At 71.3% G+C, this 20477-nt stretch carries 16 protein-coding genes; 5 read left to right on the top strand and 11 right to left on the bottom strand.

Translation table 11 applies throughout. The features are described 5' to 3' along the window. From WMF11_RS38795 to WMF11_RS38785, 3 genes are read right to left on the bottom strand one after another with little or no spacing between them, the layout of a single operon-like run. The gene (locus tag WMF11_RS38795) at nt 1-786 is read right to left on the bottom strand and encodes an ABC transporter permease (RefSeq protein ID WP_437544755.1); all 786 of its coding nucleotides are present in this window, start codon (nt 784-786) and stop codon (nt 1-3) included. A 5-nt stretch (nt 787-791) separates the two neighbouring features. Beyond that, entirely contained in the window at nt 792-1598 is an 807-nt protein-coding gene (locus tag WMF11_RS38790; protein WP_437974369.1) for an ABC transporter permease, read from the bottom strand. Further along, nucleotides 1595-2650, bottom strand: a complete 1056-nt coding sequence (locus WMF11_RS38785) for an ABC transporter ATP-binding protein (protein WP_437974368.1) — start codon at nt 2648-2650, stop codon at nt 1595-1597. Before WMF11_RS38785 ends, WMF11_RS38790 begins: the two co-directional genes overlap by 4 nt. A 115-nt stretch (nt 2651-2765) precedes the next feature. Between WMF11_RS38785 and WMF11_RS38780 the strand changes: the two genes are divergently transcribed. Next, entirely contained in the window at nt 2766-5165 is a 2400-nt protein-coding gene (locus WMF11_RS38780) for a protein kinase domain-containing protein (RefSeq protein ID WP_437974367.1), read from the top strand. Between the two features lie 82 nt (nt 5166-5247). Here the strand turns inward: WMF11_RS38780 and WMF11_RS38775 are convergent, their stop codons facing one another. Then, nucleotides 5248-6435 carry an FIST signal transduction protein gene (locus tag WMF11_RS38775; RefSeq protein ID WP_437974366.1) on the bottom strand — a complete coding sequence of 396 codons (1188 nt, stop codon included), beginning with the start codon at nt 6433-6435 and terminating at the stop codon, nt 5248-5250. A gap of 133 nt (nt 6436-6568) precedes the next feature. Between WMF11_RS38775 and WMF11_RS38770 the strand changes: the two genes are divergently transcribed. Both WMF11_RS38770 and WMF11_RS38765 read left to right on the top strand, forming a co-directional pair. Continuing rightward, on the top strand, nt 6569-7324 hold the full coding sequence (locus tag WMF11_RS38770) for a PP2C family protein-serine/threonine phosphatase (protein WP_437764615.1): 756 nt from the start codon (nt 6569-6571) through the stop codon (nt 7322-7324). A 33-nt stretch (nt 7325-7357) separates the two neighbouring features. Then, nucleotides 7358-7675, top strand: a complete 318-nt coding sequence (locus tag WMF11_RS38765; RefSeq protein WP_437544745.1) for a hypothetical protein — start codon at nt 7358-7360, stop codon at nt 7673-7675. A 96-nt stretch (nt 7676-7771) separates the two neighbouring features. On the opposite strand, the gene WMF11_RS38760 is transcribed toward WMF11_RS38765, so the two are convergent. The 3 genes from WMF11_RS38760 to WMF11_RS38750 all read right to left on the bottom strand — a co-directional run bounded on the left by WMF11_RS38760 (nt 7772) and on the right by WMF11_RS38750 (nt 12594). Further along, the gene (locus WMF11_RS38760) at nt 7772-9829 is read right to left on the bottom strand and encodes a PrkA family serine protein kinase (RefSeq protein WP_012239556.1); all 2058 of its coding nucleotides are present in this window, start codon (nt 9827-9829) and stop codon (nt 7772-7774) included. A gap of 260 nt (nt 9830-10089) precedes the next feature. After that, nucleotides 10090-11292 carry a YcbK family protein gene (locus WMF11_RS38755; protein WP_437974365.1) on the bottom strand — a complete coding sequence of 401 codons (1203 nt, stop codon included), beginning with the start codon at nt 11290-11292 and terminating at the stop codon, nt 10090-10092. A 312-nt stretch (nt 11293-11604) separates the two neighbouring features. Then, nucleotides 11605-12594, bottom strand: coding sequence for an L-threonylcarbamoyladenylate synthase (locus tag WMF11_RS38750; protein WP_437974364.1), 990 nt, complete (start codon nt 12592-12594; stop codon nt 11605-11607). A gap of 803 nt (nt 12595-13397) precedes the next feature. Here WMF11_RS38750 and WMF11_RS38745 point away from each other — a divergent pair. Then, a complete protein-coding gene (locus tag WMF11_RS38745) occupies nt 13398-13775 on the top strand; it encodes a hypothetical protein (protein WP_044964907.1) in 378 nt (125 codons plus the stop codon). A gap of 266 nt (nt 13776-14041) precedes the next feature. Beyond that, entirely contained in the window at nt 14042-15196 is a 1155-nt protein-coding gene (locus WMF11_RS38740) for an IS1 family transposase (RefSeq protein WP_437974363.1), read from the top strand. Nucleotides 15197-15274: 78 nt separating this feature from the next. On the opposite strand, the gene WMF11_RS38735 is transcribed toward WMF11_RS38740, so the two are convergent. The 4 genes from WMF11_RS38735 to WMF11_RS38720 form a co-directional block, all read right to left on the bottom strand. Then, the gene (locus WMF11_RS38735; protein WP_437974362.1) at nt 15275-15724 is read right to left on the bottom strand and encodes a hypothetical protein; all 450 of its coding nucleotides are present in this window, start codon (nt 15722-15724) and stop codon (nt 15275-15277) included. A gap of 338 nt (nt 15725-16062) precedes the next feature. Next, nucleotides 16063-16608 (bottom strand): RNA polymerase sigma factor, encoded by a 546-nt coding sequence (locus tag WMF11_RS38730; RefSeq protein WP_437974361.1) that lies wholly within the window; start codon nt 16606-16608, stop codon nt 16063-16065. Then, nucleotides 16605-16946 (bottom strand): transcriptional regulator, encoded by a 342-nt coding sequence (locus WMF11_RS38725; RefSeq protein WP_437974360.1) that lies wholly within the window; start codon nt 16944-16946, stop codon nt 16605-16607. Before WMF11_RS38725 ends, WMF11_RS38730 begins: the two co-directional genes overlap by 4 nt. 701 nt (nt 16947-17647) lie before the next feature. After that, a complete protein-coding gene (locus tag WMF11_RS38720) occupies nt 17648-20434 on the bottom strand; it encodes a CehA/McbA family metallohydrolase (RefSeq protein WP_437974359.1) in 2787 nt (928 codons plus the stop codon). Nucleotides 20435-20477: the final 43 nt, after the last annotated feature.

Genomic DNA, 20477 nt, shown 5'->3' with positions numbered 1-20477 from the left:
TCAGCTCGACGCCGATGTATACCGGCCTATCGCCCGCTTCCACACGCCGCGCGCGACGGCGCCGAAGGTGAGCGCGCCGAGCGCCGCGGCGGCGGCCGTGCGCGGTGCGATGGTGCCGAGCATCGCCTCCGCCGGGTACGTGGTCATCAGCCCGAGCGGGACGATCACGGTGAAGACGATACGCCAGAAGCCGCTGAAGATCGTGACCGGCCAGCGCGCGAAATCGAAGATGGAGTTGAAGAGGTAGGCCAGGTTGTCGAGGCGCACGACCCAGAACGCGGCGGAGATGACCAGGATGCACATGGAGTAGAGCACCAGCGTCGCCGTCACGAGCAGGCAGAGCGCGAGCGCGACGTGGGCAGGCGCGGGGGCGCGCCCCATCTGGGCGAACGCGTAGACGAAGATCGCCACCGCGGCGGCGGCGTCCACGACCTTGCGGATCTCGAACCGGGCCGTGGAGACGAGGAACTGCGCGTCGGCCGGCTTGAGCAGCGTGAAGTCGAGCGTGCCCTTGCGGATCTGGTCGACCACGCTGATGAGCGACGGGTTCACGGCCCCCTCGAGGATGCCCTTGAGCAGCGTGAACCACCCGACGACGACGAGCGCCCGCTCGTACGTCCAGCCCTGCACCGGCGGCCGGGCCACGAGCGCGATGTGGAGCGGGACCAGCCCGACCACCGTCCACACGACGGTCATCACCGCGCCGAGCAGGAAATCCCACCGGTACTGCATCCCGAGCGCGATCGACACGCGCAGCTGCGTCGCGAGCAACCGGAGGTAACGCACGCCGCTCACCCGCCGAACGCCGAGAACCGCCGGATCCCCGCGCGCCACGCGATGAGCGCGGCGGCGGCGGACGCGGCGGCGAAGGCCCACTGCACCGCGAGCTCGGTGAGCGCGCGGCCCGGGTCGAGCAGGCCGGTGATGAGCTCGACAGGGAACGCGAGGCTGTAGCGGAACGGCAGGACCCGCGCGAGATCGGCGAGCCACGAGGGGAACAGCTCGATCGGGACGAGGTAGCCGGCGAAGACCATGAAGGCCGCGAGGTAGACGTCGAACACCGCGGTCGAGCTGTCGATCACGAACGCCAGCGAGCCGATCAGCGCCATGGTGAAGAAGTTGATCGCCCAGGCGCCGGCGAGGGAGACGACCCAGAGCCCGAGCTCGAGCGCCGTCGGCTGGAACCGCTCGCCCGACGTCGCGATGAGCGCGATGACAGCGATGGGCAGGCAGAGCGCCGCCCGGAGCGGCAGCGCGGCGAGGTTCTCGGCGGCGTACGAGAAGAGCGGGTGGATCGGCCGGAGCAGGCGCTGCGAGAGGGCGCCGCTCTTGATGTCCATGTTCATCTCCCAGACGAGCCACGAGCCGGTCAGCTGCCGGACGATGAGGATGGCCAGGAAGTACGCGGAGAAGTCGCGCGCCTCGAAGCGGCCGACCGGCGCGCTCGCGGCCACCGCCGACCAGAGCGCGAGGCTCACGAGCGGCATCGTCGTCGTGAGCATCCAGATCAGCATCTCGGCCCGGTACGCGAGCGCGGCCGCGACCCCGACGCGGAGCAGCGTCGGGAACGCCCGGGCGGCCCGAGCGAGCCCGCTCATGACGCGGCCCCGCCCGTCGAGCCCGCGGCCTCGCCCTCCGGCGCGCCTTCCGGCTCCGCCGAGGGCTCCACGCCCGAAAAGAGCTCGCGCATCACCTCCTCCAGGGGAGGATCCTCGACCGTGAGATCCGAGATGTCGGTGTGGCCGAGCAGCCAGGACATGGCCTCGCGCAGCTCCGCCTGCGGCACCTGCAGCACCGCGCGGCCAGGATCGAGCGAGAGGACGGCGCCCACCCGCTCGAGGAGCGCCTGGTCGACCGGGGTCTTGAAGTGCAGCGCGATCCGCTTGTGGGGCCGCATGCTGCGGACGAGCGCCGCGAGGTCGCCGTCGTACCGCAGCCTGCCCTTGTCGATGACGATGACCCGCGGACAGAGCGCCGCCACGTCGTCCATGTAATGGGACGTGAGCACGATCGTCGCCCGCCGTCGCTCGTTGTAGCGGCGGATGAACTCGCGGACGCCGAGCTGCATCGCCACGTCGAGCCCGATCGTCGGCTCGTCGAGGAACAGGATCTCCGGCCGGTGCAGCAGGGCCGCGGCCAGCTCGCACTTCATGCGCTCGCCGAGCGAGAGCTGCCGCGTCGGCTTCGTCGCGATCTCGGCGATGCCGAGGAGGTCTTCCAGCTCACCGAGGGTCTCCTTGAAATCCGCGTCGCCGATCCCATAGATCGCTCGGTTCACCGCGAAGGTCTCGGCGGGCGGGAGGTCCCAGAGCAGCTGCTGCTTTTGCCCCATCACGAGGGTGATCCGCTTGAGGAAATCGGGCTCACGGTGCCGCGGGACGAAGCCGGCGACCTCGACCTTGCCGCCGGACGGGTGGAGGAGCCCGGAGAGCACCTTCAGCGTCGTCGTCTTCCCGGCGCCGTTCGGGCCGAGGAAGCCGACGCGCTCGCCGGGCGCGATCGAGAACGAGAGGTCCTCGACGGCGTGGACGACCTTGGTGCGGCGCCGGAAGAGCGAGCGCACCGAGGCCGAGAAGCCGGCGGCGCGCTCGTGGACCTGGTACGTCTTGGAGAGCGACTCCACCACGATGGAGCTCGACGCCTCTGCCATGGGCGGCGGAGACTAGCACCTCCGTGCTGGAGCTCCCGCGACGGTCGGCGCTCGACCGGCCGATCCCGTGGGCTAATCTCGTGACGCGGGGGGCAACGGCCGCCGGAATTCCCCTATGCCGCAGAGCTTCAAGGACGACACGATCCACGACCTCCCGCTCGCGGCGAGCGGCGCGCGGCAAGCGGCCGACTCCGCGGACGCCGTCGCGACCGGCCCGCGGCAGGTCCTCGCAGGCCGGTACGAGCTCCTCGGGCTGGTCGGCATCGGCGGGATGGGCAGCGTGTACCGCGCCCGCGACCTGGAGCTCGAGGAGCTCGTCGCGGTCAAGGTGCTGCGCCGGGAGCTCAGCGTCGCGCCGGAGGTGACCGATCGGTTCCGGCGCGAGGTGCGGCTCTCGCGCAAGGTCACGCACCCGAACGTGGCGCGGGTCTTCGACATCGGCGAGCACGAGGGCGACCGGTTCCTGACGATGGAGTTCGTCGACGGCGAGCCGCTCGCCGCGCTGCTCGCGCGCGAGCGGCGGCTCGGCATGACCCGCGCGCTGGACGTCGTGGAGGGCGTCTGCGCGGGCCTCCATGCCGCGCACCGGGCCGGCGTCATCCACCGTGACCTCAAGCCGGACAACGTGCTGCTCGGGCGCGACGGGCGCGTCGTCCTGACCGACTTCGGGATCGCGCGGGCGGTCGCGAGCGGCGAGGCGGGCAAGACGCTGGGCGCGGTCATGGGGACGCCGGCGTACATGGCGCCCGAGCAGGTGCAGGGCGCCGACGACGTCGACGCGCGCGCCGACATCTACGCCCTCGGGGCGATGCTCTTCGAGATGCTCACGGGCGAGCGCGCGTGGCAGGGCGACGCGCCGCTCGCCGTCGCCGCGGCGCGGCTCTTCGCCGACCCGCCGGATCCGCGGCTCCGGCGCCCCGACCTGCCCGACGCGCTCGCGCGCGTGGTGCTCCGCTGCATGGCGCGCGAGCGCGGCGACCGGTATCCGTCCGTCGAGAGCGTCGTGCACGACCTCGCCTCGCTCACCCGCCCGGCCACGGTGACGCCGCCGGCGTTCACGCCGCCGCAGGAGCGGACGGCCGTCTCCGGGGTGACCCCGGGGGCGAGCTCCGGGGTGGCCGAGCACGGCGGCAAGAGCGTCGTTGTCCTGCCGTTCGCGAACCAGGGACCTGCGTCGGACGCGTACCTGGCCGAGGAGCTGACGGACGATCTCGTCGACACGCTCTCCATGACGCCGGGCCTCCGGGTGAGGCCGCGCGGGGCGCTCGGGCGGCGCTCGTCCTCCGAGATCGATCCGCGCGAGGTCGGGCGCGAGCTCGGGGTGCAGGTGGTCGTCGGGGGCTCGGTGCGGCGGCGCGACGGGACGGTGCGGATCAACGCGCGGCTCATCAGCGTCGCCGACGGGTTCCAGCTGTGGGCGAAGCGCTTCGATCGTCCCGAGGCGGAGGTGCTGCGGATCAACGACGAGGTGGCCGAGGCGGTCGCGGAGGCGCTGACGCTCGACGGGGCCGCGCCGAACCGCACGGCGCCGAGCGATCCCGTCGCGCTCGACCTGTTCCTGCGCGGGCGCCACGAGTACCGCAGGTTCTGGCCGGAGCACCAGGAGCGGGCGATCGCGCTGTTCGAGCAGGCTCTCTCGCGCGCGCCCGAGGATCCGATGATCCTGTCGGCCTACGCGCTCGCGCGCTCCCGCTTCTGGTTCTTCACGGACCGCGGCGGGGAGCTCGCCACGGAGGCGGCGTCGCGCGCCGTCGCCGCGGCGCCCGGGCTGCCGGACGCGCGGCTCGCGATGGCGTCGGTGCGGTTCCAGCGCCTCGACGTGGTCGGCGCGATGCGGGAGCTCAAGGCGGCGCTCGCGACCCGCTCGGGCAACGCCGAGGCGGAGGGCCTCATCGGCCACATCCTGCTCGAGTGCGGCGCCTTCGAGGAGGGCGCGCGGCGCGCCCGGTCCGCGCTGGCGCGCGATCCCGAGGTGGTGCTGGCGGCGCAGGCGCTGGCGCGCGCGTACACGCTGCTGGACAGGTGGTCGGAGGCCGACGACGTGATCCGGGCGCATCCGATCGTGGGCAGCGGATCGGGCTACACCGTCCTGCGGATGCGCCGCGCGCTCTGGCAGCGCGACCCGGTGGTGGTCGAGAAGCTCTCTCAGAAGCGCGTGAGCGAGGCCTTCCCGGACCTCCCCACGCCGTTCGCGCAGGTGATCGAGGACCTCATCGCGGGGCGGCTCTCGGACGTCCGGCCCGTGAAGGTCGAGGGGGAGCGCCCGGCCGTCACGGCGCTGCGGCGCACGTCGTTCATCCGGCAGCTCCAGGCGGAGTTCGCGGCCTTCCTCGGCCAGCGAGAGCTCGCGCTGGCCGCGCTCGAGCTCTCGCTGGACGACGGCCTGTTCGACCTGATCTGGCTCGAGCGCTGTCCGGTCCTCGCGCCCCTGCGCGACGAGCCGCGGTATGCGGCTGTCCACGCGGCGGTGCAGCGGCGGGCCTCCGCGGTGGTCGCGGTCTACCGCGAGCGCTGAGGCGCGGCGCTCGGCTCGACGCGCGGAAGAGCGCTCGGCTCGACGCGCGGAAGAGCGCCCAGCTCGGCGCGCGAAAAAGCGCTCAGCTCGGCGCGCGGAAGAGCGCGAGCACGCCGGTGTAGAGGGAGAGCTTGGCCTGGCCCCGGGCCCAGGGGGCGATCTCGAGGCTCGAGTGCATGCCGGCGATCGGGAGGTCGGCGAAGCGCTGGCGCAGGATGCGCGCCTCGACGTCGGGCGTCCCGTACAGGCCCTGGCCGCGCCCGGCGCAGGTCAGGTAGAGCGCGAAGCGGGGGGCCGACCCGAGCGCGCTCCGGGACACCTGCCGGGCGATCCCCTCGAGCCCGGCGCGGCCGATGGCGGCGTCGCGCACCGCGAAGGCGAGGCGCGCGCCGGGCCTCGCTTCGTCGCCGAGCAGGAGCCCCCGCCGCGACGGATCGATGCCGCGGACCGGCCGCAGCACGTAACGCACGGAATCGAGCGCCTCCGCCTCCGCCTCGGCGTCGCCGCGGCCGGCGCCTGGCGCGGCCGGCGGATCGAGCGGTGGGTCGGCCAGCGCGGCGAGGATGAGCTGCTGCGCGCTGGGCGGCTCGCCGAGCGTGGCGGTCGCGGCGGAGAGCAGGTCGAGCGCCGGACGCCCGCCGGCGCGGAGCACGACGCCGCCGCTCGCCTCGTCGATGCGGTGGAAGCCGGAGAGCAGCCTGGCGGCGGGCGAGGCGTCGACGAGCGGCGGGGCGAACCCGGTGATGGCGAGGCCCGTCGCCGGGCCCTCGATGAGCTCGCCCTGCGACGTCACGCCGATGGCGGAGCCGGAGGCCGTCCCGGCGCCGAAGAGGCACGTGTTCGGCGCGGACAAGGAGAGCGCCTCGAGCCGCTCGGGCGCGAACGCCCCGGGCCGGGCGAAGAGGATGGCCGTCGCGGGGCGCTGGCCGACGGTGCGGGCGAGCGCCTCGCGCAGGAGGCGGCTCGGCTCCTCGGTGCGCTCGGGCAGCGCGAAGGGGGTGACCTGCCCGCCGGACCACAGCACCCCGCTCGCGCCGGTGTCCCCCTCGATCTCGCCGCGCTCGCTGAGCACGCCCGCGGCCGGCACGACGCAGGCGGGGACGCCGCGCCAGGCGCCACGGACGAGCTCGGCGACGCCCGAGGCGCGCTGGGCGAGCTGTCCGGAGACGAAGACGACCCCGCCCGACGGCGACGGGACCGCGCTGCGCAGGTCCGCCAGGTGCTGGAGAAGGCCATCCGGCCCACAGGTCGCGGAGAAGCTTCGTGCCATGGCTGGCTCGCCCATCCTAATGGAGCCTCCGACCACTCGACAGGCCCCGCTTAAGAAGTTTATCGTGCGACAGTCGCGCCGGCGCCTCGGGGATTTCCTCACGGGACGGCGAGCGAAGGACCGGGCAAGCTCGATGAGGATCCAATCATTTGGCCGCACCGATGTCGGGCGCCACCGGCGCGCCAATGAGGATGCGTTCTTCCGGGACGACGAGCTCCGTCTCTACATCGTCGCGGACGGCATGGGCGGGCACGCGGCCGGCGAGGTCGCGAGCGCCGAGGCGGTCGAGACGATCTACGGCATGGTGAAGCGGGGCCTGCCCGCCATCGGCGATCCGAACGAGCCGCTGACGCAGCCCAAGGCGCGCGCCGTGCTGCGCATCCTCGAGGGCGCGATCCAGGCGGCGACGTACATGGTCTTCGCGATCGCCGAGCTCGATCGCGACAAGAGCGGCATGGGCACGACGATCAGCGCGGCGCTCATCGTCGGCGGCGCGCTCGTGACCGGCCAGGTCGGCGACAGCCGCATCTACCAGGTCCGCAACGGGACCGCGGTGCAGATGACCGAGGATCACACGCTGATCGCGTGGCAGATCAAGAACGGCCTCATCTCCGTGGACGAGGCCAAGAGCTCGCCCCACCGCAACGTGATCACGCGCGCGGTCGGCAACCGGGACTACGTCGAGGTCGACACCTCGATCGTCGCCGTGGAGGAGGGCGATCGATACCTGCTCTGCTCCGACGGGCTGCACGGGTATCTCCACGCCGAGGAGGAGGTCGCGAGCATCGCCTCGAAGGGCGGCGACGCGGCGGTCGATCTCTTCATCGACCTCGCGAATCGGCGCGGGGGGCGGGACAACATCACGGCGGTGCTTGTCGAGGTGGGCTGACGCGCCCGCGCGAAAGTCGGCTACGCTGCGCGCATGGCGCTGAAGGACAGACTGGTCACCGAGGGCATGAAGCTCGCCGCGAACCCGAACGTGGCGAAGCTGATGCAGGACGAGCGGTTCATGCGGCTGTTCATGACGGCGATGAGCGTGCCCGGCCGGGTCTCCTCGTTCACCGCGGAGCAGAAGGAGACGTTCGCCAAGGCGATGGGCCTGGCGTCTGTCGAGGAGGTCCGCGACCTCAAGCGCACGGTGGCCTCGCTGGAGCGCGAGGTCGCGACGCTCGAGCGCGAGCTCGCGAAGCTCCGGCGGGACGGGGAGCGCGAGCTCGCGAAGGTCAGGCGCGAGGGCTGAGCCTCAGGGCGGGTAGGATCGGAGGGGGCGAGTAGTTGGCGGCGCGGCGAGCGGCGCGGCGCGCTGCCAGCAGCGCCGCCGCGCCCCCGCGACGCATCACTTCGTGTCGCCGCGCGCGTAGATGCTGGCGACGTAGTCGAGCACGTCGCGCGCCGAGACCTCGTTGTACCCGAAGTACTTGATCATCCGGGTCTTGATGATGTCGATCTTCTCCTGCGTCTCCTTGTCGATGACGCTCGACACGAGGGTCTGGAGCTTGATCGCGTCCTTCTGATCCTCGAACAGCTTGAGCTCGAGGGCGCGGCGCAGCCGGTCGTTCGTGTGCCACTCGAACTTCTTGCCGTCGACCGCGAGCGCGCCGATGTAGTTCATGATCTCGCGGCGGAAGTCGTCCTTGCGGTTCTCGGGGATGTCGATCTTCTCCTCGATCGAGCGCATCAGCCGCTCGTCGGGCTCGACGTCCTCGCGGGTGAAGCGGTCCTTCACCTTCTCCTTCAGGGTGTAGGCCTTGATCGAGTCGATGTAGTTCGCCGCGAGCTTCTGGATCGCGTCCTCGTCGGCGCTGATCGCCCGCTGCACCTCGTTCTTGACGATCTCCTCGTACTCGCGCTTCACCATGCCGATGCACTCGGTGTAGCGCTTGCGCTGCTCGTCGTTCGTGATGAGCGAGTGGTGCCGGAGGCCCTTCTCGAGCTCGCTCATGACCATGAAGGGGTTGATCGTCCCCTCGCCGAGGTCGTTGACGAGCGCGTTCGAGATCTTGTCCTGCACGTAGCGGGGGCTGATGCCCTCCATGCCCTCGCGCGACGCCTCCTTGCGGAGCTCCTTCACGGTGTCCTGCGTGTAGCCGGGCAGGACCTTGCCGTCGTAGAGCTTCATCTTCTGGACGAGCGACAGGTTGTGCTTCTTCGGGTCCTCGAGCCGGGTGAGCGCGGCCCACATCGCGGCGACCTCGAGCGTGTGCGGGGCGATGTGCTTGCCGCGGATCTTCTCCTTGTTGAAGTCCTTCTCGTAGATCCGGATCTCCTCCGACACCTTCGTGATGTACGGGATATCGATCTTGATCGTGCGGTCGCGGAGGGCCTCCATGAACTCGTTGTTCAGGAGCTTCTTGTACTCGGCCTCGTTGGTGTGGCCGATGATGACCTCGTCGACGTCCGTCTGGGCGAACTTCTTCGGCTTGATCTTGTGCTCCTGCGACGCGCCGAGCAGGTCGTAGAGGAACGCGACGTCGAGCTTCAGCACCTCGATGAACTCGACGATGCCGCGGTTCGCGATGTTGAACTCGCCGTCGAAGTTGAAGGCGCGCGGGTCCGAGTCCGAGCCGTACTCCGCGATCTTGCGGTAGTTGATGTCGCCGGTGAGCTCGGTCGAGTCCTGGTTCTTCTCGTCCTTCGGCTGGAAGGTGCCGATGCCGACGCGGTCCTTCTCGCTGAGCACGAGGCGGCGCACGCGCACGTGCTGCATCACCTTCGACCAGTCGCCGCCGTACTTGTCCATCAGGCGGTTGAAGATGAAGCGGCACGCGGGGTCGAGGTCGCCCTCGGTGCGGACGTGGTGCTGCGCGCTCGACAGGCCGAGCTCGCGGAACGCGCGGTCGCGCCACGCCGGCGGGACGAGGCGCAGCGGCTCCTCGTGCATCGGGCACTTGAAGCGGGCGCTCTCCGTCCCGGCCATGCCGACGTCGTCGAGGTTCACCCAGTCGAACGTGTAGAGCGCGCCGTCGGGGGTCGTCGAGTAGTGCTCGATGCCCTTCTTGAGGAGCCGGGCGATCGTCGACTTCGACGAGCCGACCGGGCCGTGCAGCAGGATGACGCGCTTCTCCGGGCCGTAGCCCTCGGAGGCCGCCCGGAGCACGTGGACGAGCCGCATCAGCGGGATGTCGAGCCCGTACACGGCGTCGGCGCCGCCGTGCATCTCGTCCTTGAAGAAGTTGTACCGGATGAGCTTCTTCTTGTTGTCCGTGTACTCCTCGATGCCGTAGCGGATGATCATGTCGTACGCCCGCTGGAACGCGTTGCGCGTCACCTGCGGGTTCTGGCGCACGATCTGGAGGTACTCTTCGAACGTGCCCTCCCACGCGAGATCGCGGTAGAGCGCGAAGTCCTGCATCGCCGCGATCTTCTCAACCATCCCTGTCCGCAACTCGCCCATTTCGCACCCTTTTTCTCCAGGGCGACCGCGGGGCGGCCTTGGCCGCCGGAGGTGCGGGGGACAGATCTCGGCTCGCCGAGCTCCGCCCCCGTCTCGCGTCGCGCGCCCAGGGGGAAGACGCCAAGCTTAACACCGATCTCGGGGAGGCAAGTCACCGCGCCCCGAGGCGCGCGCCATCATCCGGAACGGGAGCGCGCGGCGGAGCAGCCGGTCGCGCGGGTGGAGGTGCGAGGTGCGAGGGCGACCGCGGGGAGGCGACGTCAGCGAGGCGCGGCCCCGCCGGGGCGCGCTCCCTGCGCGCCTCCCCAGGAGAGCCCGCCGCTCTCGACGACGCCGGGCCAGGAGTCGACGTATTCCGACGGCTCGCCGGGGCCGGAGATGTCGATCCAGAAGACGCGCCCGGCGCCCGGGCGGCGCACGTCGACATGGACGAACTTGCTGTTCGGGTAGAACCCGCAGCCCACGTCGTCGAGCGTGCGGCAGAACTGAAACAGCGCGGTGTTCGGGACGCCCATCACGAGGATGTCCATGGCGCGCCCCTCGGCGTGCTGGCTGTGGTGGGTGCCGGAGGTCGGCCTGCGCGTGGCCGGCGCGTCGCGCGTCGTCGGCGCCCGCGGCCGGTACCCGCTGAAGATGTGGATCCCGCGGCGCGGGAAGGCGTCGGCGATCTGCTGGAGCAGCCAGAGCAGGCGCGGGTGGACGAGGCGGACCTGGGGCACCCACTCGAGCGCCCGCTGCCAGGTGTCGGCGTCGGGCTCGTCGGGGAGCTCTGCGCCCGGGTCGGGCGCGTCGGGCGGACGGGCCATGATCGACAGGCGATCCAGCGCGCCGGGCGCGACGGAGCCGTCGCAGCGCACGAGCTCGAAGGCGTCGTGCTGGCCGCCGTACCGGGCGAACTGGACAGGGCTCCTGCGGCAACGCCAGTCGAGCGGCTGCTTCTTCGGCGGATCCCAGAGCAGATCGAAGCCGTTCGAGGAGAGGCTCGGCCCCGTGGTCGCGAGCACCGGCGGGCTGAGGATCGGATCGAGCTGGCGGAACCACGCCGGCGCGGCCGGCTCGAGGTGGAGGGTGCCGGGCGGATCGAAGGGGGTGAAGGGGGACCAGGCGCTCGCGAACGCCGTGGAGCCGAGGGCAGGGGAGGCGAGCGCGTGCTCGCCGAGCGCGTCCGCGGCGTCCGGCCGCGCGCCGCCCCAGGCGAGCTGCCACCACGGCTGCTGCCGCCATTTCCCGTAGGCGCTGCTCAGGTAGAGGCGGAACGGTCCGGGGCGCTCGACGGCGGCGTTGTGGAAGGCGCGGAGGAGCGGCAGCTCCGGCGCGACCGTCTCGTTCAGGTTGAAGCTCGCGCGCTTCGGCGGCTCGTCGAGCAGGCTGGCGCCGGCGCGCTGGGGGGCGGCGACGAGCGACGCAGCGAGGCCGAGGGCGGTCGCGAGGGTATGGACGGCGGCGCGGGACGTTGCCGGCATGGGATCGACGAGGGGCGCGAGTCGAGCGAGGAAGGTAGCTCACCCAGCGGGCGGGCGACCCTGATTTGCCACAAACCGCCAGCTCGGGGGATGAAAACCCACCCGCGGGGGGAACCTTGGGCGTCAACCAAGCTTCGCGCCGCGTTCTCCTACATCCGAACGTTTACGTGGTCGTGGTCGTGGTCGTGGTCGTCAACGGTAGGCCGTGAACGACCACGACCACGACCACGTTCACGACCACGTAAACGTTCACGACCACGTAAACGTTCACGTTGGTGACCCGATGGGCGGGCTGAGCGTGGCGGCGCTTGCTCAGGGGGCCGCGGAGGCGCGCGTCAGCCTGTCGCGCACTGCGTCCCACGCGGGATCCTCGGGGACGGCGCCGATGACGATCACGTCGCAGCCGGCGTCCTCGAGCCGGTGCAGTGCGGCGTAGAGCGCCGCGGCGTAGCCGGCGGGATCTCCTGGAAGGAGCTCGGCGTGCGGCCCGGTCGCGGTGCGGCTGCCGTGCTCGACGGCGCCGGCGCGCGACCCGGCCTGCGCGGCGCGATCGAGCTCGCCGCGGACGGCCTGGGCGGGGACCAGCGCGACCTGCGCGCGGGGGGCGTAATGGCGCGCGTGGGTCCCCGGGGACGGGGCGCGCTCGGCCGGGGCGGTGATCAGCCCGGCGGCCGCCTGGAGCGGCACGAGCGCGGCGATCGCCTCGGCCGTGACGTGCCCCGGGCGGAGCACCCGCGCCGGCGCGCGCGTGACGTCGACGATGGTCGACTCGATGCCGACGGCGGTCGGCCCGCCGTCGAGGATCGCGTCGATGCGCCCGCCGAGGCTCTTCTCGACGTGCTCGGCCGTGGTCGGCGAGATCTCGGTGGATCGGTTGGCGCTCGGCGCGGCGATCGGCAGCCCGACCGCGTCGAGCAGGGCGCGCGCGACCGGGTGGACGGGGATGCGGATCGCGACCGTCGGCCCGCCGGCGGCGACCACGTCGGCGACGCGGTCGGGCCGGCGCGCGACGATCAGGGTGAGAGGCCCTGGCCACATGGCCTGCGCGAGCCGCTCCGCGTCCGGCGGCCAGCCGTCCGCGAGGGCGCGGGCGGACGCGACATCGGGGACGTGGACGATCAGCGGGTTGCCGGGCGGCCTCCCCTTCGCCTCGAAGATGTCCCGCGCCGCGCGCGCGTCGTCGGCGCGCGCGCCGAGGCCGTACACGGTCTCCGTGGGGAAGGCGACGAGCCCTCCGCGGCGGAGGATCTCGGCGGCCCGTGCGATGGATGCCGCGTCAGCGGCGAGCCGCTCGGTTCGCATGCGCCGCGGTCCATGTTGCCCGGGCGCGCGGGAGGCAAACGAAAAGCGATCCCCTCCGGCCGCTCGTTTGGATGCCCCCGCGAGGTCGCGATCTGGCGCGGAGGCTGCTCGTGAGCCGACGGCGAGGCCGCGATCTGGCGCGGAGGCTGCTCGCGAGCCGACGGCGAGGCCGCGATCTGGCGCGGAGGCTGCTCGCGAGCCGACGGCGAGGCCGCGATCTGGCGCGGAGGCTGCTCGCGAGCCGACGGCGAGGCCGCGATCTGGCGCGGAGGCTGCTCGTGGGCAGTGGTCAATTTTGACCAACCGAGCCCAGGCGACCTTGACGGCCAGACGCCGACCGGATGGTCAGATCATGATCCATGACATGGATGTCATACCATGCCGACGCATGGCGTCGTGCGACCGGAACGGCCCGCCTGACTGCCTTACGGTGCGCCGTACAGTAGCAGTGTACGCAGGCGCGTACACTGGAGCGCACACTTGAAATGTGCGGAACCGGCCGGGTTTTCTGGCTCGCTAGCCGCAGGTGACGCAAGTGGATTTCTGATACGCCGTGGCGTATATCATACGACCGTATAACAAGCGCGAGGTGGAGCATGGACGGCAGTACGAGGACGGCGGCTACAAGCCAACGGCGGGACAGCGCGACCAGCGCAGGGGAGGACTCTCCTGAGCGACGTCGTCCACGCAACCACGCAGCGATCGCCCGCCTGGATGCCATGTTCGCCGCTGCGCCGCCGGAGTGGCAGGAGTTCTTCGACGAGCTTGACCGGCGCGATCCGAAAATGAGATAGCGCACATGGATGCTTGAGCTCGACGAACTGCTTGACCTGTGCGAGCAGGCTGAGCTCCGGTCTAAGTCTCCGTGGGATAATCATCCGTCCAGTGACGACCTCCGTCGATGCCTCGACGAGGCGGAGAATCTGGCCGGATTTGCGCCCACGGTCGCGGAAGAGGTCGCCGCGCTCTTCTTCTCGCTCAGCTTCCACGACAAACTACTTGGTGACGCTGCTGCGCAGTTGCCTGGTCGTGCGTTCTACCAACAGGCAGGCGTAAACGGCATGTACCTGACGCGAGCCGAGTTCAAGCGGCTCCGCGACATGCAGGACGAGATCGCCGACCAGGAGCTGACCTGGGAACAGGTCCGCGACTGGTTTGAGGCGCACCTCCGCGCTCGTTAGCCTAACCGAGCGCAGTTAGACCCGTCGACACAGAACACGCGTCAAACAGGCTGCAATCGCGCCTGTCGGGTGTGACAATCCGTGTCCTATCCGCACGAAACCCCGGGAAACATAGGCTTTCCGTGCTATATTGCAGGGTACTTAGCAAAGCGCCCTGCCCCCGGCTGGTCCCCGGAGACAGGGCTGCGGAACACCGGACGGTGGCCCGTCCAGCGCACTTCGCACGTGCAGCATGGGCCGCCGTTCGGGGAGAGGCAAGGCCCTGCATGGCACACGTGCTGCCGATGGCGAAGCGCGTCGAGGTCGTCGCGCATCTTGTCGAGGGGGCGGGTATCCGCCCGACGTCGAGGCTCACCGAGGTGTGCAAGCCGGCGATCCTGGCGCTGCTGCTGCGCGTCGGCGAAGGCTGCGAGCGGCTGCACAACCGGCTCGTGCGCGACGTCGACTGCCGGACGGTCCAGGTCGACGAAATCTGGAGCTACGTGCAGAAGAAAGAGGCGCGCGTGAAGCCTGGCGACTCGCCCGAGGCCGGCGAGGCGTACGTGTTCGTCGGCATGGCGAGCGCGTCGAAGCTCGTGATCGCCTACCGCGTGGGGAAGCGCGACGAGGCGAACACGTCCGCCTTCATCAAGGATCTGCGGAGCCGGTTGGTGTCCGTCCCGCAGCTCTACAGCGACGGATGGGCGCCCTACGTCGCCGCGGTCGGCTCGTCGTTCGCGGGCTCGGTCGACTACGCCCAGGTGATCAAGCGCTACAACCGGAAGGCCCGCAAGGACGACGACCACCGGTACGAGCCGCCCCGAGACCCCTTCATCACGAAGACGCCCGTGTTCGGGGTGCCCGACATGAAGGCCGCCAGCACGAGCCACATCGAGCGGCAGAACCTCACCATCCGCATGCACATCCGGCGGTTCACCCGGCTCTGCAACGGCTTCAGCAAGCGCCTCCCGCACCACAAGGCGGCCGTCGCGCTGCACATGGCGTTCTACAACTTCTGCCGCCCGCACGAGGCGCACCGCGTGACGCCCGCGATGGAGGCCGGGCTGACCGATTACGTGTGGAGCGTGGAGGAGCTCGTCGCGACGTCGCTCGCCGAAGCGCCGGGGGAGCCCCCGAAGCCGAGGGCGCTGCGCCTGCCGGAGCCGCCGCCGGGAGCGCCTACGGCACCGGCTAGGGCGCTGCCGAACGGCAGGGGCTGGCTTCGGGTTGTGGACGGCGGGAAGGGTTCAGCGGCCCCTGCTCCGGCGCCGGCGCCGGAGCAGGGGCCAACCCCAGCGGCGCCCGTGGCCACCCCTGACGGTGGACAAGGTCCGATCCACGAGGTAGTGGATCGAGGTTCTACCCAGCTAGACCTGTTTGCGTGGAAGCCGAAGCCGCGCAAGCCGGTTCAACTCTCGCTCTTCGGCGAACCAGAGGAATGAGCTATGGGAAGCGGCATTTCCGACGCCGACCTAGAGAAGATCGAGCGCATGTCGTGGGACGCGTATGTGTCTAAACGCCTAACGCCCGTGCGCGATCCTGATGAACTTCTTGTGAAGTTCCCTGGCGCACGCTTCGTAAAAGCGATCGCGAGACTCCTGCGCCTCGGCCGAGTTATCCGCGTCATCAAGCGTGACATTGACGGAGTACCCTCCGAACACTGACACGCTAAACTCATTGTCTCTCGCGAAGACGACCATCGGCATCTCTACATGCCGACCGTCGATCTCGAACTTGGCTGTGCCTACGGCCTGGTTCTGCTGGCGTTCGTTTTCCTGGAAAACTCCCTTCATGGCTGCTTCGTCGTGCTCGGATGGCTCCCATTGGCCTGTGGGCCATTGCAAGTAATCAGCCAGGCCATCGAGCAGGGCGCACCACGCCACGTGTTCGGGGGACGTGCGCTGCGCTTTGGCTAGCTGCGACTGACGCCTAAACGAGCGCTGCGTCTCTTCAAATTTCGTACGTGCCATAGCCACTCTCCTTGAACGAGTTGGCGCACGTCCCCCTTGACGCCGAGCTCAAAGCGTGAAACGCTTTGGCTGTAACGCTCAGCGCGTTTCCGCATGGGGGACCGTCCCGTGCGCTAGGAGCCCCGTCCCCGTGCCACCGGGGCGGGACTCCGTCCTACTCGCTCGAGCCGAAGGCGCGTGCAAGCCCGATGTGGATCGGGCGAGATCCAATCCGGCGGCGGATGCACAGGAGTAGGCCAGAAGTCAAGTGGGTTTCGCTGCGAAAATCAGCCGGTTTTACACGTGTAGAATGGGAAGAGCCGCGCGGGCGGCGTAGACCCGGCATTCCCGGTGGGCGCTCACCGCCGCCGCAACTTCCGAGCAAGCCTGGCCCGCGCGAGCCTGAGGCGACTGCCCGCGGTGCCGAGCGGGATGCGGAGCAGCGCGGCGATCTCGGTACCGCCATGCCCGAGCGCAGCCAGGACCAGCACCTCGCGAGCCCAGACCGGCATCGCAGCGATCGCCATGAGCGCCTTGGCGGCGTCGATGCGCTCGCCGACGTGCCATGGGTCAACGCGCTCCCCTCCCGTGGCGGTCCATGGGTCGGCGACGGACACCTCCCGGCGTCGGAAGGCGCGCTCGTGGTAGTGCGTGCAGTGGAACCTGCACACGCCGAACAGCCAGCGCTTCAGCGCGTCCAGAGGCTCGCGCGCAGGGTCGGGTCTGTAGCGACCGGCCTGCGCGCTGATCCATGCCCCGAGCACGACGTCCTGGAGCACGTCGTCGATGTCGACGGCGGGCACGCCGAGACCGCGCAAGGCGCTGCGGATGTGCGGCTCCTGCGCTGCGATTTCGGCGATGGTCAGGACGTGAGCGGGGCCGTCGTACGGGCCCCACGGGTTCATGGGTCACCCCGGCCGCACGTCGGGCAGCGGTCCGCCGCCGCGAGACCGCCCAGGAGCTGCTCCACGGTGATGCCGGCAGCCTTCGCCGCACGCTGCGCGGTTCCGGGCGAGCCGTGGTCACGCCCGCGGGCGATGCCTTCGAGGCACGCGACGGACACGCCCATAACCTCGGCGAGGCAGGACCAGGAGCCGTACGCGGCCCGCAGGTTCTTCAGCGCCGCCCGCAGGCGCTTGCGCTGGGTAGGGGTGAGGGAGAGACAGGAGGCGGATCGGCGTCGGCGCCTGGGCGCACCTTCGCCTTCTTGCTCGCCCGAAGGCGAACGGACTACGGTCAGCATGTCGGACCTCGCGGAATCGGGGTTCGGCCACGCGGGACGGACGCTGCCAGGCGTCGCGTCCCGCACTTCTTCCGGCCGAACCTACGCGGCGAGATCCTCAGTCGCCACGGTCATCGGGCAAAACTGACCACTCGGGGCCAAAACTGACCATTACCTGCTCGTGAGCCCATGGCCTGGTCGCGACCTGGCCACTTGTATGAAAAGATCCATTTCTTGAGATCGGGACCTGTCTCCGGGGCCGAAAAGATCCTCCGCGATAGGTCGTGACCTATCCGCGGCCTCGCAAACGAGCGCCGGCGCTGGTCGTGGCCTTTGGTACAGGTCTTTTCTCGACGTGCACGCACCAAGGGCGCCGTATCAATCGTAGAGAGCCATTGGCGCCGTCGGTGCGCTCGTGTCGGAAGGGTGGGCAGCTCGCGTCGTCTTGGAGCTCCAGCCACCGGTCCTCTGGTCGTACTGGTTCCACCCACCAGGAGTCCGGCGCGGGATCCAGCGAGAAATTTAACGCAAAGTCGCAAAGCCGCAAAGCCGCAAAAAAGAACAAACTTCATACGTCTTTGCGTCTTTGCGTTGAAATCCTCTTTGCTCGCTTCTTTCGCGCGCCAAGGACGATTTAAAAGCAAAGCTCGAATGCTACACGTAATGCCCTCTTCATGCGGGGCTGCGCTGCCGTGCCCGGCGCGCCACGGAGCTCGCCGCGCTCACGGTGCTGCGGCGCGGCCCAGGGAGCGGCCGTCGCCGTCGGCGTCGATCCAGAGCGGCGCCGTCATCGCGAACGGGAGGATCTCGCCCGGGTCTCCCGCGAGCACCGGCTCGAGCGGCCGTCGCCCCCGGACGATCGCGACGACGAAGGTGTCCTCGGCGACGGAGATCGCGCCGTGCGCGCTCTGCCCGGGCCCGCGGTCGCCGCGCGCTGCGCCGGCGCGGGCGTCGGGCCGCGGCGTTCGTCGCCCGCCGCCGGCTCCGAGGACGATGGGGATCGCGATCTCGTCGAGGAGCGCACCCGCGGGCGTCGTGCGGGCGCCTTCCAGCGGGATCGGCGCGCCGCTCGCGACGCCTCCGACGAGCACGTGGAGCTCGCGCGCGTCGACCCACGGGGCGCGCTCGACGCGGATCGAGAGCGACAGCGCCCCGCCTCGGGACCCGCGCCGCGGCGAGGCGACGCCGCCCTGGCGGGTGTCGCCGAGGCGCATCGTCACGAACGGGCCGTTCGTGAGCACGACGTCGCGACGGCGCCGCAGGCCCGCGACGAGATCGGCCACGTCGAGCCGGCCCGGATCATCGTCGGCCACGGCGACGTAGGTGCGCGGATAACCCGCCTCCGCGCCGCGCAGCCCGTGGCTGTCGCTGGTCGCCGTCGGCGTGACCGGGTGGGACGCGCGGAGCAACGCCCAGAGCTCCTCGAGCGCGCGGTCCCGCGCGGCCGCGTCGCGCCCGGTCCAGACCTCCACGGCATCGGCGCCGGCCCCGACGATCTGCGCGAGCTGGCTCGGGCCCCGATCCGGCGCGACCTGCGGCGCCCCGGATCCGTGCAGCGGTGAGCCGCCGCCGTGCTGTCGGCTCACCTGGACGACGCGCTCGCCGGGCAGCGCGCGCACCTCGCGCAGGATCTCGCTCGCCGTCTCGTCGACCCACCGCAGCGCGCCCTCACGGGGCGCGGCCGCCTCGCTGCCGAGCGGGAACACGCCGAGGCTCCCGAGCCCGGCGCCGCTCGGGCCGCCCGTGAGCTCCACGCCCGGGAGCATGCGCAGCCGCGAATCGAGCTGCAGGGCGGCGACGTCCCGCTGGAGATCCGAGGCGAGGTTGTGCTCGCTCGCCACCGCGCACTCCACGCCTTCTGCCGCGTTCCAGACGAGCCGCGCGGCCGAGGAGACGCCCGCGTCGGCGCTCCGCGCCGTGTGCTGCCGGAGGTCGCAGGCGATGTAGCCCGACGTGTCGACCACCCGCTCCAGCGTGAGATCGAGCCGCGACGTTCCGCCGTCCGCGATGTCGACCGTCGCCTCGGCGAGCGCGTACTCGGGGCCGTGCGATGCGACGACGCGGACTCGCCCAGGGGGAAGGGCGACATCGAGCTCGCCCAGGAGCGCGAGCCGGGGCGGCGAGAGGGCCTCGCCGGTCGCGGCGTCGAAGAGGCTGACCTTCGCCGGCGCGAGCGGACCGAGGGGATCGGGGTCCGCGGCGGGCGCGGAGGCGCCGCCCTCGTGCACCCCGAGGTAGAGCCGGCCGGCGCCGGAGAGCGTGAGCCGCGCGGGGGCGATCTCGCCGGCGCGGATCCGGATCCGCGCGCTCCCCAGCGCGCGGCGGCCGCTCCCTTCGAAGCCGACGAGGTAGAGGCCGGGCGGCGCCTCGGCGGCGAGCGGCGCGCTGTCGCCGGTTCGCAACCACAGATCGAGCGCGGCGGCGGGCGGCGCGGCGCCGTCCTCGGCGATCGGCGTCAGCGTCGCCTTGCCGGCGAGGGGCGGGAGCGGCGCGCCGCGGCCGTCCACGAGCTCGAGCGCGACGCCGCCGGGCGCGCCGCCGCCGAGAAAGAAGAGCTCCGTCGCGACGGCGAGCGAGTCGCCGCGCGGCGCGATCGCGAGGATCCGCTGGTACGCGGCGCGCCCGCCGGGCGGCAGCGCGGCCTGCCGAGCGAACGTCACGTCGCTGAAGCCTTCGCCGCTCCGCGCGCGGACCGCCGCGCCGTTCACCGGGGCGAGCGCGTACGCGACGCCGGTCCCGACGCCGGCCAGGTACGGCGCCTCGTGCTCGCCGCGGAGCCCCGGCGCCACGTGCTCCGCCGCGCCCCAGTGGACGACGTCGCCGAGATCGAGCGCCTCGAGCGGGCGGTCGGCGTCGTTCCGGAGCGACGTCGTGATCATGACCGCCCGGTCACGCGGTCGGAGCGTGTAGCGGGTGGTGACGGAGAGCGCGCCGACGGCGAGATCGCGGCCGCGCACCTCGCCGCGCGCCTCGATCCAGGCGGCGCCGTCCTCGCCGCTGCCCGTCGTGATGTCGCGGTAGATCACCTGCCGCGGCGGCGCGCCGAGCCGCGTGACGATCTGCCCGAGCTCGTCGCGGCGCGCCCGCGCGTCCGCCGCGTCGATGAGGTTGCCGCCGCTCTCGGCGAGGCCAGCCCCGGGGCCGGGCTGATCGACGACCACGGCGATCTCGTCGTTCTCGAGCACGTAGTCGCCGGGCCGCCCCGCCGCGAGCGGACCGGAGAGCGCGTCCGCGGGCCCCGCGATCCGCCGGACGCGCGCCGGCTGCGCGGCGCCGCCGTCCCTGGGGCAGAGATCGCCCTGCTCCGCGCCGCCGCGGCCCCACCGGCAGAGCATGCCGAGGCGCTCGACAGCGCCGGAGGACACGACGACGCTGCCGCCCTGCACGGGCGGCGCGCAGGTCGCGGAAGCGAGCGCGAGCGCGAAGAGGCGCGCCGAACGGAGGGCGTGGCGCGCCGCGCGCTCCGCGGGGCTTCCGGGGGTGCGGGGGCACTCGGGCGAGCGGGTCATCGATCCTCTTCCGACTCCGATGCGCGGCCGCGGCGCGCCTTGG

It is taken from the genome of Sorangium sp. So ce295, assembly GCF_051527405.1.
GTDB classification, from domain to species: Bacteria; Myxococcota_A; Polyangia; order Polyangiales; family Polyangiaceae; genus Sorangium; species Sorangium cellulosum_B.
This window is presented reverse-complemented; position numbering and strand designations above follow the sequence as displayed.

Bases quoted from the DNA above. Each gene is read 5' to 3' on its own strand.
- WMF11_RS38735 (WP_437974362.1), bottom strand. From the start codon at position 15,724: ATGGCACGTACGAAATTTGAAGAGACGCAGCGCTCGTTTAGGCGTCAG.
- WMF11_RS38770 (WP_437764615.1), top strand. From the start codon at position 6,569: ATGAGGATCCAATCATTTGGCCGCACCGATGTCGGGCGCCACCGGCGC.
- WMF11_RS38750 (WP_437974364.1), bottom strand. From the start codon at position 12,594: ATGCGAACCGAGCGGCTCGCCGCTGACGCGGCATCCATCGCACGGGCC.
- WMF11_RS38740 (WP_437974363.1), top strand. From the start codon at position 14,042: ATGGCACACGTGCTGCCGATGGCGAAGCGCGTCGAGGTCGTCGCGCAT.
- WMF11_RS38745 (WP_044964907.1), top strand. From the start codon at position 13,398: ATGCTTGAGCTCGACGAACTGCTTGACCTGTGCGAGCAGGCTGAGCTC.
- WMF11_RS38790 (WP_437974369.1), bottom strand. From the start codon at position 1,598: ATGAGCGGGCTCGCTCGGGCCGCCCGGGCGTTCCCGACGCTGCTCCGC.
- WMF11_RS38785 (WP_437974368.1), bottom strand. From the start codon at position 2,650: ATGGCAGAGGCGTCGAGCTCCATCGTGGTGGAGTCGCTCTCCAAGACG.
- WMF11_RS38725 (WP_437974360.1), bottom strand. From the start codon at position 16,946: ATGCTGACCGTAGTCCGTTCGCCTTCGGGCGAGCAAGAAGGCGAAGGT.
- WMF11_RS38760 (WP_012239556.1), bottom strand. From the start codon at position 9,829: ATGGGCGAGTTGCGGACAGGGATGGTTGAGAAGATCGCGGCGATGCAG.
- WMF11_RS38765 (WP_437544745.1), top strand. From the start codon at position 7,358: ATGGCGCTGAAGGACAGACTGGTCACCGAGGGCATGAAGCTCGCCGCG.
- WMF11_RS38755 (WP_437974365.1), bottom strand. From the start codon at position 11,292: ATGCCGGCAACGTCCCGCGCCGCCGTCCATACCCTCGCGACCGCCCTC.
- WMF11_RS38775 (WP_437974366.1), bottom strand. From the start codon at position 6,435: ATGGCACGAAGCTTCTCCGCGACCTGTGGGCCGGATGGCCTTCTCCAG.
- WMF11_RS38730 (WP_437974361.1), bottom strand. From the start codon at position 16,608: ATGAACCCGTGGGGCCCGTACGACGGCCCCGCTCACGTCCTGACCATC.
- WMF11_RS38780 (WP_437974367.1), top strand. From the start codon at position 2,766: ATGCCGCAGAGCTTCAAGGACGACACGATCCACGACCTCCCGCTCGCG.
- WMF11_RS38720 (WP_437974359.1), bottom strand. From the start codon at position 20,434: ATGACCCGCTCGCCCGAGTGCCCCCGCACCCCCGGAAGCCCCGCGGAG.